Genomic DNA, 14605 nt, shown 5'->3' with positions numbered 1-14605 from the left:
CCGTTAAATCATCGTGACCGTTATGGCTGTTTAGGTGCGAGAGCAGACAGCTCTGAGCGGAGTTCTAAGCTTAGTGCCGGGTCGAGCAGAATTTTTTCCAGTTCCTTTCGGAATGCCTGGTTATCCAGCAGGTTCGCTTTTAAATCGCGAAGCAGATTGCGCATGGACAGCATCGCCTTCAGCTGAGGTATTTGACGGGAGACCTGCTCCGGGGTGAAATCCTTCATGCCCTGGAATGTCAGTGAAACACTATCTTCGCTGCCGTCATCAGCCAGCGTATTTTTAACGGTCAGATTGACGTTTGGGGAATATTCGGATAACACTGAATCGAAATTATTTTTATTCAAATCAACTTTTTTGCGCTCAGACAGGGGGGCAGATTCCTGACCATTACTGAAGTCGCCCGCCACGAGCAATTTCAGGGGGAGCTCCGTTTTCTTGCTCGCGCCACCCGTGTGCAAATCAAGTTTTAAATTAATACGCGCTTTAGGGATTTCGGACTGAAAGGAAGAGTTAGACATGGCTGTCCCTGTTCTATGGAGTAATAGAAACGGTCAATGCCAGTGAGAAATAAATAAGAAAAAATTACCCTGCCAGAACAACTTTCCTGTTCACGTTATCCGACGTAAATAAAAACCCCGGAACTAAAAAAGCGGGCGCATTCCATCCACCAGCATGCCGACACTGTATTTTTGAGCATTTGTCTGAAATGGAAAATTTCGGATAAGGCCCAATAGCCGGAGTGTAGGAACGTTCCCTGCCAGATCGGAAATGAAAAAATGTAACAAAGATTTACATTTCTAAGTTTTAACAAAAAAGATCATCTTTCTGATTTATAAAAATTTTCTTGCGTAACCCCTTCAAGCCTTATGGGATAAGGGTGTGCATAAAATGATCAATTTAGCTTAAGGGGAGGTTTTGTTCAAAATACCACCAATCACGTGAAATATCTGATTTTGTACTTTTATCAAAAATGAGAAGCAGACGTGACTGAGCAAGTGAAAAATTGACGATATTTTCAGGTTTTCATCATTTCTTGTTATTCATTTTAATGGGACTTATTTGTTTTCGTCAGAAGAAAGGAAATTTCACGACAGCCTTTAACACATCCCATAATACCAGGAGGTGAGCACGATCTGGATACCTGCCATTCAGGGAATTTCAGATTACCTGATGCGTTGAGAATATTTGTCCTATTGCTCAGGTTGTAATGAGATCCTGTTCAACGCCATCATGACTGGCGGGAGGGCATGGGCCTGAAAAACCTCTGCACATGCTGACAGATTGCCCGTCACCAGAAACTCAACCGGCGCACGCAAGGGGAGCTGAGTGGGTTGGTAGTGACACGTTCCGGCTATCGTGTTCCCTCTGAGAAAATTGAAATTGTTGAAGCCTTTCAGCCTGTTCCTGATGAAGCCGGTTCAGAAGCTGCGAAGCATATTCTTTTTCTCGCTGAGGGACCAGGAGAAGAGGACACGTGTGTGCCTGATTTCAGGCGGAGGGTCAACGCTTTTACCGTTGCCCCTGCCGGGTATTTCCTGAGTGGATAAGCAACAAATCAATCGGGATTTGCTGTACTCGGGTGCAACCATCAGTGAAATGAATTGCGTGCGTCGTCATCTCCCGGCCATCAAAGAAGGTCATACTGGTTTTCAACCCCCGTTTCCCGAGACACTTTGTCATTAGGAAACGGGGTGTGGGTCAGATGCGGAAGGCATTGACCACTTCGCTTAAAGAGTGCGCCTGCCCGGAAAGAGACTGAGAGGCCGACGAGGACTCCTCAACTAGGGCGGCATTGTTCTGCGTCACCCCATCCATCTGGTTCACTGCAATGCTGACCTGTGAAATTCCCTGCATCTGTTCAGACGAGGCAAGCGAGATATTATCCATCGCCTCTGCCAGTTTGCCGACCATCCCCACGATATTGAGAATGCTCTGGCCAGTGCCGGTGGCAACAGCCACCCCGCTTTCAACCTGTTTTACCGCCTCTTCAATCAGATGCTTGATATCTCTGGCCGCTGTGGCACTGCGCTGAGCCAGCGTTCTGACTTCACCGGCAACCACAGCGAATCCGCGGCCCTGCTCGCCAGCTCTGGCGGCTTCAACTGCCGCGTTGAGCGCCAGAATATTGGTCTGGAATGAGATGCCTTCAATCACTGAAGTGATGTCGCGTACCTTGGTGGCGCTAAGTGAAATATCGTTCATGGTTTCAGACATACGCTGCATCTCCCGTTCACCCACGCGGGCAAGTATTGCAGCTTCACGTGCTGACTCCGCAGTTTGCTGCGCGCTGGCAGTATTGCTTTTTACCGTAGCGGTAAGCTGTTCCATACTAGCGGCGGTTTCCTGAAGCGCTGCTGCCTGCTGCTCGGTGCGGGAAGAGAGCTCCGAGTTCCCCTGAGAAATCTCATCGGCGGCCTGCGCGACTGAGGTAGAAGACTCTTTAATCTGCGACACCAGTCTGCGCAGATTAGTCTGCATACTGTCCAGGGAGGCGAGCAGACTGGTGGTATCACTCGGACGCAGATTTACTGGCGTGGTCAGATCCCCGGCGGCAATCGTTGCGGCTAGTTGCTGTGCCTCTGACGGCTCGCCACCCAGCTGACGTTTGATGCGGCGAGTAATCAGCCCGCTCATAACGAAGCCAAGAATAACAAACACAACCGTCAAACCAACCAGCGTCATATAAACACCAGACAGAGCCTGAGTCGATGTCTGCGCCGTTTTCAGCGTCACCCGCGCCTGATATGAAACCATGCCATTTACGGCAGCACGATATTGCGAAAATGCCGGAATCAGGTCACTGACAAGCTTTGCGTCTAATGAGGCCTCATTTTGCTGAAAGACATTCCGGGCAGTCTGGTTAACCGGTCCAGAGGTCATTTCAATTTTTTTCAACAGGTCGGAGGCCTCTTCAACTTCAGCAAGATTAATCCCTGGGATACTTTTGGCGCCGTTAATTAACGTCCGAAAATGCGCCGTAATAGCGTCACTGTTTTGCAGCAGTGAGAAAAACTCCGTTTGCAGGTTAGCCACCGTCTGCTGCTGATCGTGTGCGGCAACAGCCAGTAACAGGCTGGTTTGCTGAGTGAGGTTATCTTTCAGCGACTGAAGGGCCTGTAAGTCTGACAGTCGCGCGCTGGTTAAATCCTGTTGCTCGCTTGCCGTATTGAGTTTAAATCCGGCAAAGCCCGTGGTAAATACGCCCATGAGGATGACAATAAGAAACGCCAGTGTGAGCATGGCATTTAATTTTATTTTTCTGTTTCTGAACATATTAACCCAGCCTTTAATTCAGTGTTTTACTCCGGACGTTTACACATTATTGCCCGTCCCCATCAATCCGTTTATCGGCAAGCGCAGGAAAATTTCCAGCGAAAAATCACCCTTATTTTCTTTTTATTCTTCTGGCTCACAGTAAGAAAATCTTGCGCGGTGGCTGCTGAGGTGGCATTTCAGAAAGCCTGCCGGGGGCAACAGATTGAATTTACGAGAATGAAACCGCATCGGGTGACAGGCAGGATAATTAGTTGCGGATATAAAGTAATTCCGGTTTATTTTTAAAATCATCAATAACAACAAGTTAATCAGAATCATCGCCCGTTGCAGGGGATAATATTCAGCCATGTGCTCAACGTCTCCCCTTTTTCACTGAAATTTCAGCCCGATAAAAGCCTTAAAAATAGTATCGTCAGGGCATTGCGATGACGGCTTACAGCATCTGTTGAATCTGATTTTCCAGCCTGGTCTGATCGACGGCAAACAACCTTATCCCTTCAGCCAGTTTTTCTACCGCCATTGCATCCTGATTGTGTTGCCAGAGGAAGCCCGCCTCGGTCAGCGGACTGGGGCGGTTTTCTGTTACATAACCGGGTTCCAGCTGACGGGATAACGCACCTTCGCTGGCAGCCAGCTCATCAAGCAGTAGCGGGGAGATAGTCAGACGGTCGCATCCGGCCAGCCCCTGTACCTGCTCAATGCGGCGGAAACTGGCTCCCATCACCACAGTCTCGTAGCCATGCGACTTGTAATACTGATAGATCTGCCGGACAGAAACCACCCCCGGATCGCTGTCCACCCGATACGCCGTCTGTGGCTGATTTTTCTGATACCAGTCGTAAATGCGACCCACGAACGGCGAGACTAAAAAAACGCCTGCTTCGGCGCAGGCCCGTGCCTGAGCGAATGAGAACAGCAGAGTCAGGTTACAGTGAATGCCGTTTTGCTCCAGCTCTTCTGCTGCGCGAATCCCCTGCCAGGTGGCAGCGAGTTTGATCAGGATGCGTTCTGGTCCGACGCCGTTTTTTTCGTACATCTGAATAAGCTTGCGCGCTTTCGATACGCACATCCCACGATCCCAGGCAAAGCGGGCATCAACTTCGGTGGAAATACGCCCCGGTATGTGGCGCAACACTTCACAGCCGATATCCACCGCCACCTGATCGCAGGCGTTTATCAGCTGCGTTTCTGCGCTGCCGCCCTGCTGACGAGCTTTGCCGATAGCGTCAGCAATTAGCGACTGATACTGCGGCAGTTGCGCGGCCTTCAGTACCAGCGAAGGATTGGTGGTCGCATCCTGCGGGGCAAACTTTTTGATCGATTCAACATCGCCGGTATCAGCAACCACCGTGGTGTATTTTTTCAGTTGGTCTAACTGGCTCATAGTCTGTTCCTTACTATTACAATGGCGATATTAATCCCTGGCGTGCTGGTGTTCGTAATAATCAATACGTTCCACTTTCGGCGCGGAGCTACCGCCTTCATATTCAGATTCAAGCCATGCCTGAATAATGCTTTTCCCCAGTTCCGGGCCAATCACGCGCGCCCCAAGCGCAATGATCTGCGCATTGTTACTTTTGCGTGCCCGCTCAGCGGAAAAGGTATCGTGGCACTGGGCTGCACGTACGCCCGGCACTTTATTCGCCACAATACTCATGCCAATACCGGTGCCGCATATCAGGATGCCACGGTCGTGCTCACCCTGCTTAATCGACATCGCCACCGCATGGGCAACATCCGGATAGACCGCACTCTCCTCGCGTTTATCGCTGCTGTAATCTGCAACTTTTATTCCCCGCCCTTGCAGAAAAGCAACGATTGCGTCGCGAAAAGCCCAGGCAGCATCATCTGCGCCAATAGCAATGGTTTTCATGGTGGTTTCCTTAATTTAACAGTGCGTATTAACTGATATCGTGACAGAAAGAAATTCGATCTCCGATATGAATATATTGTGGTGACTTACCACAGATATGAACCATACCGGGCAGTTCGGCTGTTACAGCCGCGTCGAAATTTAATGTGATATGACCAAGCTGTTTTAAGTTTTCCGTTGCAAGACTGCCCACGGCGGTTATCTGATAAACGGTTTGGTTAATTTTTATAATCTGACCGGGTAACAACTCAGCTGTTAACTCACTCCCCTGATGTACCGCACAATACATCGCAATCTCATCAGAAATGCTGTCAGCAAATAAAATCAATTTCTGTTCCTGAAGGTAGTTTTCGACATATTTCCCAACATGGGTTATCCGCAGTGAACATAACGGCCCGGTCATGTTATTTATTTCCTTTTACTGCATGGGAGGATAATGTCACCTTTTCTTCGCTCTCTTCTTTTTTCAGTGGCTGAACGACCGGCTGATACTTTTTCAGACGCCTGTCGAACCAGGCGACCAGTACCGGTGCGGTGATCATGGTAATGATGCTCGCCGTCGCCAGCTGTGCAGTGGCGGCATCAACAAATCTCATCAACGCGGGGTCGGCCTGAGCCACCATCGCTGGCGTCAGCGCCGAGCTGGCGGCTGTGGTCCCCAGCGCAGCACCCAGTGCGGTTTTCTTCTTCAGGAACAGGTTGTAGACGAAATAGAACAGGAGGCCTGTCATCGCAGAAATCATGCCCAGTAACATCCCGGACAGGCCAGCGGTGAAGACGGTATGAATGCTGGAGTTCGCCCCGATAGCAAACGACATAATAATGATAATCAGCGGCTGAGCCGCAGCACAAAGCTGTTTAAAACGCTGATCGAGGTTGCCCCACAGCATCCCAATCAACAGCGGGATCAACATCGACAGCAGTGCGGCAAAGGGGATATTGGCCAGGCCGCTGACGCCCAGTACCATCATGGTAACAAACGGACCATCTTTTATGCAGAAGACGGAGATCGCCCCCGCATCGCTGGCATCACCGTAGTTACTGCACAGCGCGATATACAGCGAGCTGTTAGAGCTGGTTAAACAGGCGATTAAAGCCAGCGTGGATATACCCAGAAACCCCTCAGGGCCAAACATCGCCCCGGCAACCCACACGGCCAGCGCGCCGGCAAGACATTTAAGAAAAAGCAGCACCGCACCTTTATAAAGCGGCAGCCCCGCCTGGCGAATATTAATTGAGGTACCGCAAATCAGCAGAAAAATGCCCATCATCGCGCTTGAGCCAACTTTTAATAATGCGGTAGTCGGGCCACCAATGCCCAGAACGCCGGGTGCAAAGGTATTAATAAGAATCGCCATCAGCAAAGGGATAATAATTAAACCGCCTGGCACTTTATTCATCTTCTCAAGTATATTTATGTTCATAGGATGACTCGTAAATTATGATTAAACAGAGATAACGGCGAAATACCCCCCGAACGAACATTCCATCATTCTTTGTTAATAAACTTCTGATTTATTACTGTGATTCTTTATAAATTCTTGCAACAATCGTACTGATAATATTTTCCGGGCCGGTTAACCCTCCTTTCCCGACGCAAATTAATCCGTCGTAGTCCCCACCGATAATACGCACCATATCGGTTTGCGGTATTACGTAGTCGATCATTTCAATCCCGGTGGCACCAAGTTCTTGCAACACATTCACCATGGTGTCGCCACCGGTCATATACAGACCTTTGATTTTACCCGATGCGCAATGGAGCACCTCGCGCACAATATTCCCCAGGCCCTGGTTAATATTTTCTGCTGCCTGGCCGTGCGCCAGCCCAAAACGCAGCTCTTCCTCCTGAAGATTCAGTAATCGTCCGGTTAACGCCGATTCAAAAACAAACAGCGCATTCTGCTGTGCCGGAAGGCACTGCCGGGCATGTTGGACCACGCGCTTGACTTCGATTTCAGCCGCGTTTTTCTTGTCGATCAGCAGTTCGGCGTCAACAGGGATATGGCATACCCTTGCATCATTCGCGATAAGGTGCCCGAGCTGTTTTTTTGTTACCGGCGTTGCGCTGCCGGCGACGACCAGGATTGAGCCGTGCGGGTTGTCAGCGGCCACTGCCGTTGAGGCGTTGATGCGCCTTTCCCGCATCAGGTCACGACGCACCGCCAGCCGTTCGGTAAAGGGGCCAGGGTCAACCGCCAGAACGTTCCAGTTCAGTGAAACCACCGCTCCGGCAATGACCTCAACATCTTCAACGGTAATCGCATCGACGACGATAACCCGGACGCCACGCTGCTGCTACTGCTGTAAATCCTGCTGCATCTGTAGCTGGCCTTTCATCACTGAAAGCCAGCGCGATGTGCCCAACCTGATGACAGGTCTGCGCCGCCAGCAGTCCCGGTACCCATGACTCGGTGACCGGCGTACGCACATCGCAAGCCACATCGGTGCGCGAAAGCGCCACTGAATCAATGACCGAATAGCCGCCAACCAGAATGCGGCGCGACTGCGGCATCGCGGGCACCACGACAGCGATGGTTTCCGGCGGCAACAGTTCCAGCATGGCGTCAATTTCAAAGCCGATACCGCCGCGCAGTGTGGTATCAATCCGCTTGGTAAAATATTGCGCGCCGCGCGCCTGCAACTGTTTCACCGCTGCGCTAACCCGATACTGAGCTTCCGCTTTCGGCAGTGAACGGCTGTCGCTGCTGACCACCATCGCCGGATAGTCCACCTCACTGCTGGCGAAAGATTCGGTGTCGAAAAACGCCGCAGTTTTTAAACCACTGTGTGCCAGCAGCACCCCGACGGTAGTCGCCCCGGTCAGATCGTCGGCCACAATACCCAGCTTCGCGCCTTCCCCTTGCGGCCAGACTATCCCAATGCAGGCCGCCGTTACGCCGGAAACATAGATGCCTTCGTGGATAAACTCTGCCAGCGGGCCACTTTTACCAGTCGGATGAAGATTGATGGTCGGAATACCGCGTTTGGGATACAGACCGCAACGTAATGTGCCGCCGCAATCGATAACCATCAGGCCAATTTCCTCTTCCGGCGGCTCGCCGTTTTTAAAAACATCAACGGACGGCCAGCCGGTAAGTTCGCTGAGGCGTTTAACCACCGGCGGGCAAATCCCACCGGTAATGTAAGCAATCTTTTTCGCCTGACTGATATCAATGGTCAGCGGCCCACCCCAGCCCTTACTGCTCCTGCTAATCAACAGATGTTTTTCCATGCCTGTGTCCTCCGGATGCGCAGTAATGTCAGCGGTTACTGATGCTTCATTTTCCAGTAGCGGGCTGCCACCAGCGTGGACTCCAGCATACTGACGGTACCCGCTTTACCCGTGCCTGCGATATCAAATGCCGTACCGTGATCGACCGAGCTACGCACAAAAGGCAGACCAAAAGTGATGGTGATTGATCGTTCGAAGTCGAGTGTTTTACAGGCGATATGTCCCTGATCGTGGTACAGGGAAAGGATCGCGTCATAGCGCCCCTGTTTGCCCAGATGAAACACGGAATCTGCCGGGACCGGACCAATAGCGTTAATCCCCATCTCCTGCGCGGCTTTAACCGCCGGGATCAGGTTGTCGGCCTCTTCGTGACCAAACAGGCCGTTGTCTGAAGCGTGCGGATTCAGCGCGGCGACCGCAATGCGCGGATTGTTGATTTTCAGCGCGGTGAACTCATGGTGAATCTGCTGCACGCATGCCAGTACGCGCTCTTTACTGGCATAATCACAGGCAGCTTTGAGCGCCATATGGCGGCTGACGAAGAACACCCGCAGATTATGGACGTGGAACATGGTGAGGCCATAATCTGCACGCGTTTCAACCTGATAGATTTCGGTATGGCCCGGCAGTTTGCATCCCGCAAGCTTGATGGCTTCTTTATGAATGGGTGCGGTAGAGACCACGTCGATCAAACCGGCTTTGCCCAGCTCGATAGATTTCATTACGTAGTCCAGCGACATCTGCCCCGCCAGCTTTTGCACTTTGCCCCATTCAATGCTTTCGCAGTCATAATCACCGCTTTCCAGCACGTCCAGCGTTCCCCAGTTGAAACGGGCCTGCTGCGGATGGCTGATGCGATTGACTGGAAAATCACATCCCATGATCTTCATTGCCCGGTTAATAATCGGGATCGAGCCGATTAAAAAAGGTTTGCACTCGTCGTACACGCTTTTATCCATCAGGGTAGCGAGGGTAATTTCCGGTCCGATTCCGGCAGGATCGCCAAGGGTGATGGCAACAACGGGTTTTTTCTCTTGTGACATGGTGTACCTCTTGCAGGGAAGAACAGAATTGTTCATATGTTCACGCACAAATCATATGTTCATGACCTTACCTGATGGCCGAGAGGTTATTAGTGATTTTTGTCACATAAAACCATCCAGAGATTTATTTGATAAAAAAATGTGATCTAACATATGTTCACCATGCGATAAAAAGTTCAGTCACAGCGGCACGTGGTGGCCTGCTCACTACAAGCCGTTGATTTACCTGTAACGGAGAACAGAAATGAGACAGATATGGTTAGGAACCAGCTGGAAAATGAACAAGCCGTTGTCGGAAGCCATGACGTGGTGTGAGACGCTGACGGCGCGGCTGACGGGAAATTTGCACCCGAAGATCCAGCCATTTGTTATTCCTCCTTTTACCGCTATTCACCCGGTATGGATGCATCTGCAACAACACCAGCTTCGCTGTCTTGTCGGTGCGCAGAATATGCACGAAGCGGAAAACGGTGCCTGGACTGGCAAAATCTCCGCCGCCATGCTGGCTGAGGCCGGAGCTACCCTGGTCGAACTTGGCCATTCTGAACGCCGTGGGGCATTCAATGAAAGCGACGCTGCCATTAACCAAAAAGTACATAGCGCACTGCGCCACGGTTTGCGACCACTGATCTGCATTGGCGACAGCGCAGACGAGAAACGCTGGCGGGTGTCGAGAGAAAGCGTGGTGCGTCAGATGAAAATCGCGCTATACGGTTCAGACGAACAGCAGGTTTTACAGACCCTTATCGCCTGGGAGCCGGTATGGGCCATTGGTGAACAGGGTACGCCGGCCACTGCGGAACAGGCCGGAGAGATGCACCAGGCGCTGCGCCAGACCTTGTGCGAAATGTTTGGCAGTGAAACCGGGCGGCGCATCCCCCTGCTGTATGGCGGTAGCGTCAACGGGCAAAATGCCGTAGAACTACTGCGCCAGCAGGAGATTGATGGTCTGTTTATTGGTCGTTCGGCCTGGGATGCCAACAGCTATTGCGACATTGTTCAACGCGTTACAGAGGAATTTATTCTTCAGGCGCAGTAGTATCAGGAGAAATCAGAAATGGAAGCACCAGGCGATAACTATGACTGAACAAGACTCAGACTATGCGCTGCTGACAGAAATTGCCGTGGCCTATTACGATCAGGAACAGACTCAGGAAGAGATTGCAAAACGCTTTGGTATCTCGCGTATTAAAGTGGGTCGTTTGCTGAAAAAAGCCCGTCATGAAGGGATTGTCGAGATTAACGTCAAATACCATCCGGTGTTCAGTTCCCAGATAGAGCAGCAGTTTATTTCTCACTTCGGAATCAAACGGGCGCTTATCGCCCTTGACCATCACGATGAGGATGAGCAGCGCCAGCAGGTTGCGGCGCTGGTCAGCAACTATCTGGCGGGGATCCTCAAAAGCGATATGACCGTCACCGTTGGCCAGGGGCGTAACGTCGCCGCCGTCGCCAACCATGTGGGTATTTTTCCGGAACGGCACTGTCGCTTTATCTGCGGTATCGGTGGCACGAAACGCGACAATCAGCTGATTGATGCCGACCACATCAGCCGAAATCTGGCTCGCAAATTTAACGGTTACAGCGAAACACTCTACGCCCCGGCCTACGTAGAAACACCCGATCTCCGCGCGGCGTTTATGCAAAACCGGCTGATTAAGGCCACGCTGGAACAAGCCAGCAAGGCAGACGTCGCCATCATTGGCCTTGGTGATATGAATGAAAACAGTTTTATGGTGCAACTGGGCTGGTTCTCTCCGCAGGAGATCGCCAGCGCGCGTCAGGAACAGGGGGTGGTGGGCGATATTGCGGGCTACAGCTTTTTCAATATTCAGGGTACGCCGGTGGACACGGTGATGAATGACCGGGTGATCGGCCTCAGCCTTGAGCAGCTTCGCGCCATCCCATGTGTGATTGCTATCGCCGCCGAAAGCACCAAAGCGACAGCTATCCTCGGTGCGCTGCGCACGGGGGTGATTGACGTGCTGGCGACCAGCGCGTCAAATGCCAGGGCAGTGATTAACATGCAGAAAGCGCTGTAAAGCCTTTGTGAGGAAAGCGTGCAGAGCCGAATAACAGTGGTATCACGCCTGCCTGCTAAGCGGCTGTTTCAGGCTTAGCAGGCAGACGTTAATCATCCGTGCTGCCGAAACAATAAATCCCTGTGATATTGATTAACTCTGGCAGGGGTGACAGAAAAATCCGCCCTTGCGAGCGGATTTAAAACGAAATGCCTGAACGGTTATCTTCACCAGTAAAGGTCAGAAGTGTTCCCAGTTTTCCTGAAGATTTGTTTCGGTTTTCGCCGTCGGCAATGCCGGAAGCGATTTTATCGCCGGGCTGTTTGTCGGTCTCAACGTCGTCGGTGTTGAGGACGGCGCATTAATGATAAAGGCGGAAACCAACTGATTAAGGGTGCCTGCCTGCTCCATCAGCGAGCGGGATGCCGCTGACGCTTCTTCCACCAACGCGGCATTCTGCTGTGTCACATCATCCATCTGATTAACAGCCTGGTGGACCTGACCAATACCCAGCATCTGCTCCTGAGCAGCGGCAGAAATTTCATTTATCAGGTCAGAAACCTGACGAACAGCATCCTTCATGCGGTCCATGTTCTGCCCGACGTCCTCCGCCTGTTCTGAGCCGGTTTCCACATAACGCATGGATGACTCGATCAACTCTTTTATCTCACGGGCTGATGCGGAAGAACGCTGAGCCAGATTACGCACCTCACCTGCCACTACCGCAAATCCACGGCCCTGTTCACCGGCACGCGACGCTTCCACCGCAGCATTAAGCGCCAGAATATTGGTCTGAAAGGCAATACCTTCGATAAGGGATATGATGTCGGTAATTTTCGTTGAGCTGTTGCGGATATCAGACATCGTCGCCAGCATCGCCTGCACGCGGGTAAAACTGTTATCTGAAATTTCACGCGCATTTTGCGAAAGTTCAGTAGCCAGGCGGGTGTTCTCGGCGGTCTGCCTGACGGTTTCAGTCAGTTGAGACATGCTCGCTGCCGTTTGCTCCAGCGACGCAGCCTGCTCTTCAGTACGGGATGACAGGTCTTCATTGCCGGCGGAGATTTGTGCTGATGCGGTACTGACAGAGTCTGAAGATGCGCTAACCGAAGAAAGTGAACTGGCGACATTTTTCACCAGGTGATTGTAAGCCTGGGCTGTCAGGCCAATTTCGTCCCTGCGCGAGTCGTCAGCACGCAGCGTAAGATCGAGTGAGGTGCTGGCATTTTCCATGGTGGTGCGCATGGCATTAAGGCTTCTGCGGATACTGAGGATAATTTTTACCACCAGCGTTCCCAGAATCAGGATTACTGCGGTGGAGCCTGCAATCATGCTCCAGAAGGTAGTGTTGTAAATACGATCGTTGTCTTTTCTGAGCTGGTTACTGATATCGACGTTCAGCTTCAGCTGTTTCTGATAACCGACGATAAGATCCCTTGCTGACTGGCCGATACCGGCATTTCCCTGGAGTTCGCGCAACGATACTTTATCGTCCTGCGCCAGCGATCCCTGGATGAACACCGGTAACCTGTCTCTGATATCTTTGATCGTGGCAAAGCCCGCCTGGGTCATCTGACGATCTTCATCGCTGGATATATCGTGGTCCAGATAGTACTGATTGAGGGTTTGCAGTTTGTCGATCACCTCGTCAATCTGCTTTCCTAGCTGCGCCTGTTTATTCAGGTCGGTGGCACTCTGATGCCGATACAGCCAGATAATCAGTTCATTGCTGCTATCAACCTGCTTACCGAGGTCGATGATTGAAGGGATAGCATTGTCCTGGACATACTGAAATCGCGACTGAAATCCGGTCACGACAAACATGGCAACAATGACCACCGTAATCAAAGAGGCTGCAAGCAAGGAAAAACTCAGAAAAAGTCGCTGTGTAATTGTCATGAACATATCCACCTGAAGAGATGCGAGAAAAACCATACCAAAAACGGATTAACCGTAGCGGAACAAAGTTACTATCGGCAGCGCAGGCTTAATTATTAGTAATTTTATAATTAATCCAGTGACAAATATTGTTTAGTGACCTGAACAGATTGATGCAAAATGAAAAAATGCCAGCCCGTCAGCAGCAATAAGGCACATATCTCTGAGGAAAAGTGATATGCGGACAATTTCTGTCGGAGGTAAGAATACAAATAACCAACTGATCAACACTCGGCATTATGACATGACGTTACTACTTATTGCAGAATAATGTCGTTAATAATTCAGGTGCAGATTCGATCATAAGAAACACACTCATCTGTTAAACATAAAGCAGGATAATTGATTGAACAAATAAGATGATGCCGTTGCGTTTTCACACCCTGTTTCCTGATTACATCTGCACAGTTTTAAAGTAATAAAAACAGCGAAAAAATTAACTTTTACGCCCGGACAGATATTTTACCCCTTTACTGCCGAAATATTCCTCGTGCTGCTCATCAGTAACCAGATGAAAAGTCTGGCCAGCCGCATAAGTCACTTTCTCTGCGCTATTAGTAATGGTTATATCACCGTCAAGGATCAGGGCCATCGCTTCAAAGGGATGCGAATGCCAGTCCAGACGGCTGTTGGCGGCTCTCTCAACCAACACCGGCTCGCTGAAACCTTGCTGTTTCAGTATTGCCCGAAATTCACTCTCAGTCATATCGCCACCTTTTTTTCGATTCTGCAAGTGTAGTACAGGCTGTCAAAACTGACAGCTAAGCGCTCGATACGTATAACTATCCAGCCTGAGTCACCGTATTAAGGTATGGCAATGATTCTGGCCCCAACTTATTCCAGCCCTCAAAAAGAGGAATCCCGCGCTGACTCAGATTAAGCAGGCATGAGACGTTAAGAATAATAAGAATTTATCTTCATCCGGCCTTATCGTCTCATTTCTGTCATTTTGACGATGTAATAATATTTGACTGTAACCCATCTGAACTGTCCAGAGATGTAATCCATTCACTCCATTTCACAATATCTCTGGCGGCTGAAAACAGAGTATGGATGCAGTTCACCCTGTAATTAATATTCTGTGATATTCAGAATCAGCACTTCATTCATTTTGTCATCGCCCACTGCCCCGGATAAAGGTTGTCGGTAAAATCTCTGCGGATTTTAAAAGTCACCACCCACAGACAACGCTTTATTCCGATCAGATAACGGCAGA

At 50.6% G+C, this 14605-nt stretch carries 13 protein-coding genes and 1 pseudogene; 4 read left to right on the top strand and 10 right to left on the bottom strand.

What is annotated here, in order from left to right; translation table 11 throughout:
• Positions 1 to 20: 20 nt before the first annotated feature.
• Positions 21 to 521: a type VI secretion system contractile sheath small subunit gene (gene tssB / locus AC3RPL_RS05125; protein ID WP_490739194.1), complete on the bottom strand. Its 501-nt coding sequence runs from the start codon at positions 519 to 521 to the stop codon at positions 21 to 23.
• Positions 522 to 1340: 819 nt separating this feature from the next.
• Here tssB and AC3RPL_RS05120 point away from each other — a divergent pair.
• Positions 1341 to 1550, top strand: coding sequence for a DUF4147 domain-containing protein (locus AC3RPL_RS05120; protein ID WP_490740634.1), 210 nt, complete (start codon positions 1341 to 1343; stop codon positions 1548 to 1550).
• Positions 1543 to 1686 carry a DUF4147 domain-containing protein gene (locus AC3RPL_RS05115; RefSeq protein ID WP_490739193.1) on the top strand — a complete coding sequence of 48 codons (144 nt, stop codon included), beginning with the start codon at positions 1543 to 1545 and terminating at the stop codon, positions 1684 to 1686. The genes AC3RPL_RS05120 and AC3RPL_RS05115 overlap by 8 nt, the downstream gene beginning before the upstream one ends.
• Positions 1687 to 1701: 15 nt before the next feature.
• Here AC3RPL_RS05115 and AC3RPL_RS05110 read toward each other — a convergent pair whose 3' ends face one another.
• The 7 genes and pseudogenes from AC3RPL_RS05110 to pdxA form a co-directional block, all read right to left on the bottom strand.
• Positions 1702 to 3276, bottom strand: a complete 1575-nt coding sequence (locus AC3RPL_RS05110; RefSeq protein ID WP_490739192.1) for a methyl-accepting chemotaxis protein — start codon at positions 3274 to 3276, stop codon at positions 1702 to 1704.
• 436 nt (positions 3277 to 3712) lie between these two features.
• Entirely contained in the window at positions 3713 to 4663 is a 951-nt protein-coding gene (gene tal / locus AC3RPL_RS05105) for a transaldolase (RefSeq protein ID WP_490739191.1), read from the bottom strand.
• Positions 4664 to 4693: 30 nt separating this feature from the next.
• Positions 4694 to 5152: a ribose 5-phosphate isomerase B gene (rpiB, locus tag AC3RPL_RS05100; protein ID WP_490739190.1), complete on the bottom strand. Its 459-nt coding sequence runs from the start codon at positions 5150 to 5152 to the stop codon at positions 4694 to 4696.
• Positions 5153 to 5180: 28 nt separating this feature from the next.
• A complete protein-coding gene (locus tag AC3RPL_RS05095) occupies positions 5181 to 5555 on the bottom strand; it encodes a PTS glucitol/sorbitol transporter subunit IIA (RefSeq protein ID WP_490739189.1) in 375 nt (124 codons plus the stop codon).
• A 1-nt stretch (position 5556) separates the two neighbouring features.
• Entirely contained in the window at positions 5557 to 6576 is a 1020-nt protein-coding gene (locus AC3RPL_RS05090) for a 2-keto-3-deoxygluconate permease (protein ID WP_490739188.1), read from the bottom strand.
• 94 nt (positions 6577 to 6670) lie between these two features.
• Positions 6671 to 8387 (bottom strand): annotated as a pseudogene (locus AC3RPL_RS05085) (four-carbon acid sugar kinase family protein).
• A gap of 35 nt (positions 8388 to 8422) precedes the next feature.
• A complete protein-coding gene (pdxA, locus tag AC3RPL_RS05080) occupies positions 8423 to 9430 on the bottom strand; it encodes a 4-hydroxythreonine-4-phosphate dehydrogenase PdxA (protein ID WP_490739187.1) in 1008 nt (335 codons plus the stop codon).
• A gap of 244 nt (positions 9431 to 9674) precedes the next feature.
• Here pdxA and AC3RPL_RS05075 point away from each other — a divergent pair, with 244 nt between their 5' ends.
• On the top strand, positions 9675 to 10469 hold the full coding sequence (locus tag AC3RPL_RS05075; RefSeq protein ID WP_490739186.1) for a triose-phosphate isomerase: 795 nt from the start codon (positions 9675 to 9677) through the stop codon (positions 10467 to 10469).
• A 40-nt stretch (positions 10470 to 10509) separates the two neighbouring features.
• The gene (locus AC3RPL_RS05070; protein ID WP_490739185.1) at positions 10510 to 11472 is read left to right on the top strand and encodes a sugar-binding transcriptional regulator; all 963 of its coding nucleotides are present in this window, start codon (positions 10510 to 10512) and stop codon (positions 11470 to 11472) included.
• Positions 11473 to 11691: 219 nt separating this feature from the next.
• Here AC3RPL_RS05070 and AC3RPL_RS05065 read toward each other — a convergent pair whose 3' ends face one another.
• Together AC3RPL_RS05065 and AC3RPL_RS05060 are read right to left on the bottom strand one after the other, a co-directional pair.
• Positions 11692 to 13350, bottom strand: coding sequence for a methyl-accepting chemotaxis protein (locus AC3RPL_RS05065; protein ID WP_490739184.1), 1659 nt, complete (start codon positions 13348 to 13350; stop codon positions 11692 to 11694).
• Positions 13351 to 13825: 475 nt separating this feature from the next.
• Positions 13826 to 14095, bottom strand: a complete 270-nt coding sequence (locus AC3RPL_RS05060) for a cupin domain-containing protein (RefSeq protein WP_490739183.1) — start codon at positions 14093 to 14095, stop codon at positions 13826 to 13828.
• Positions 14096 to 14605 lie beyond the last annotated feature (510 nt).

This window comes from Erwinia papayae (assembly GCF_058241465.1).
This window is presented reverse-complemented; position numbering and strand designations above follow the sequence as displayed.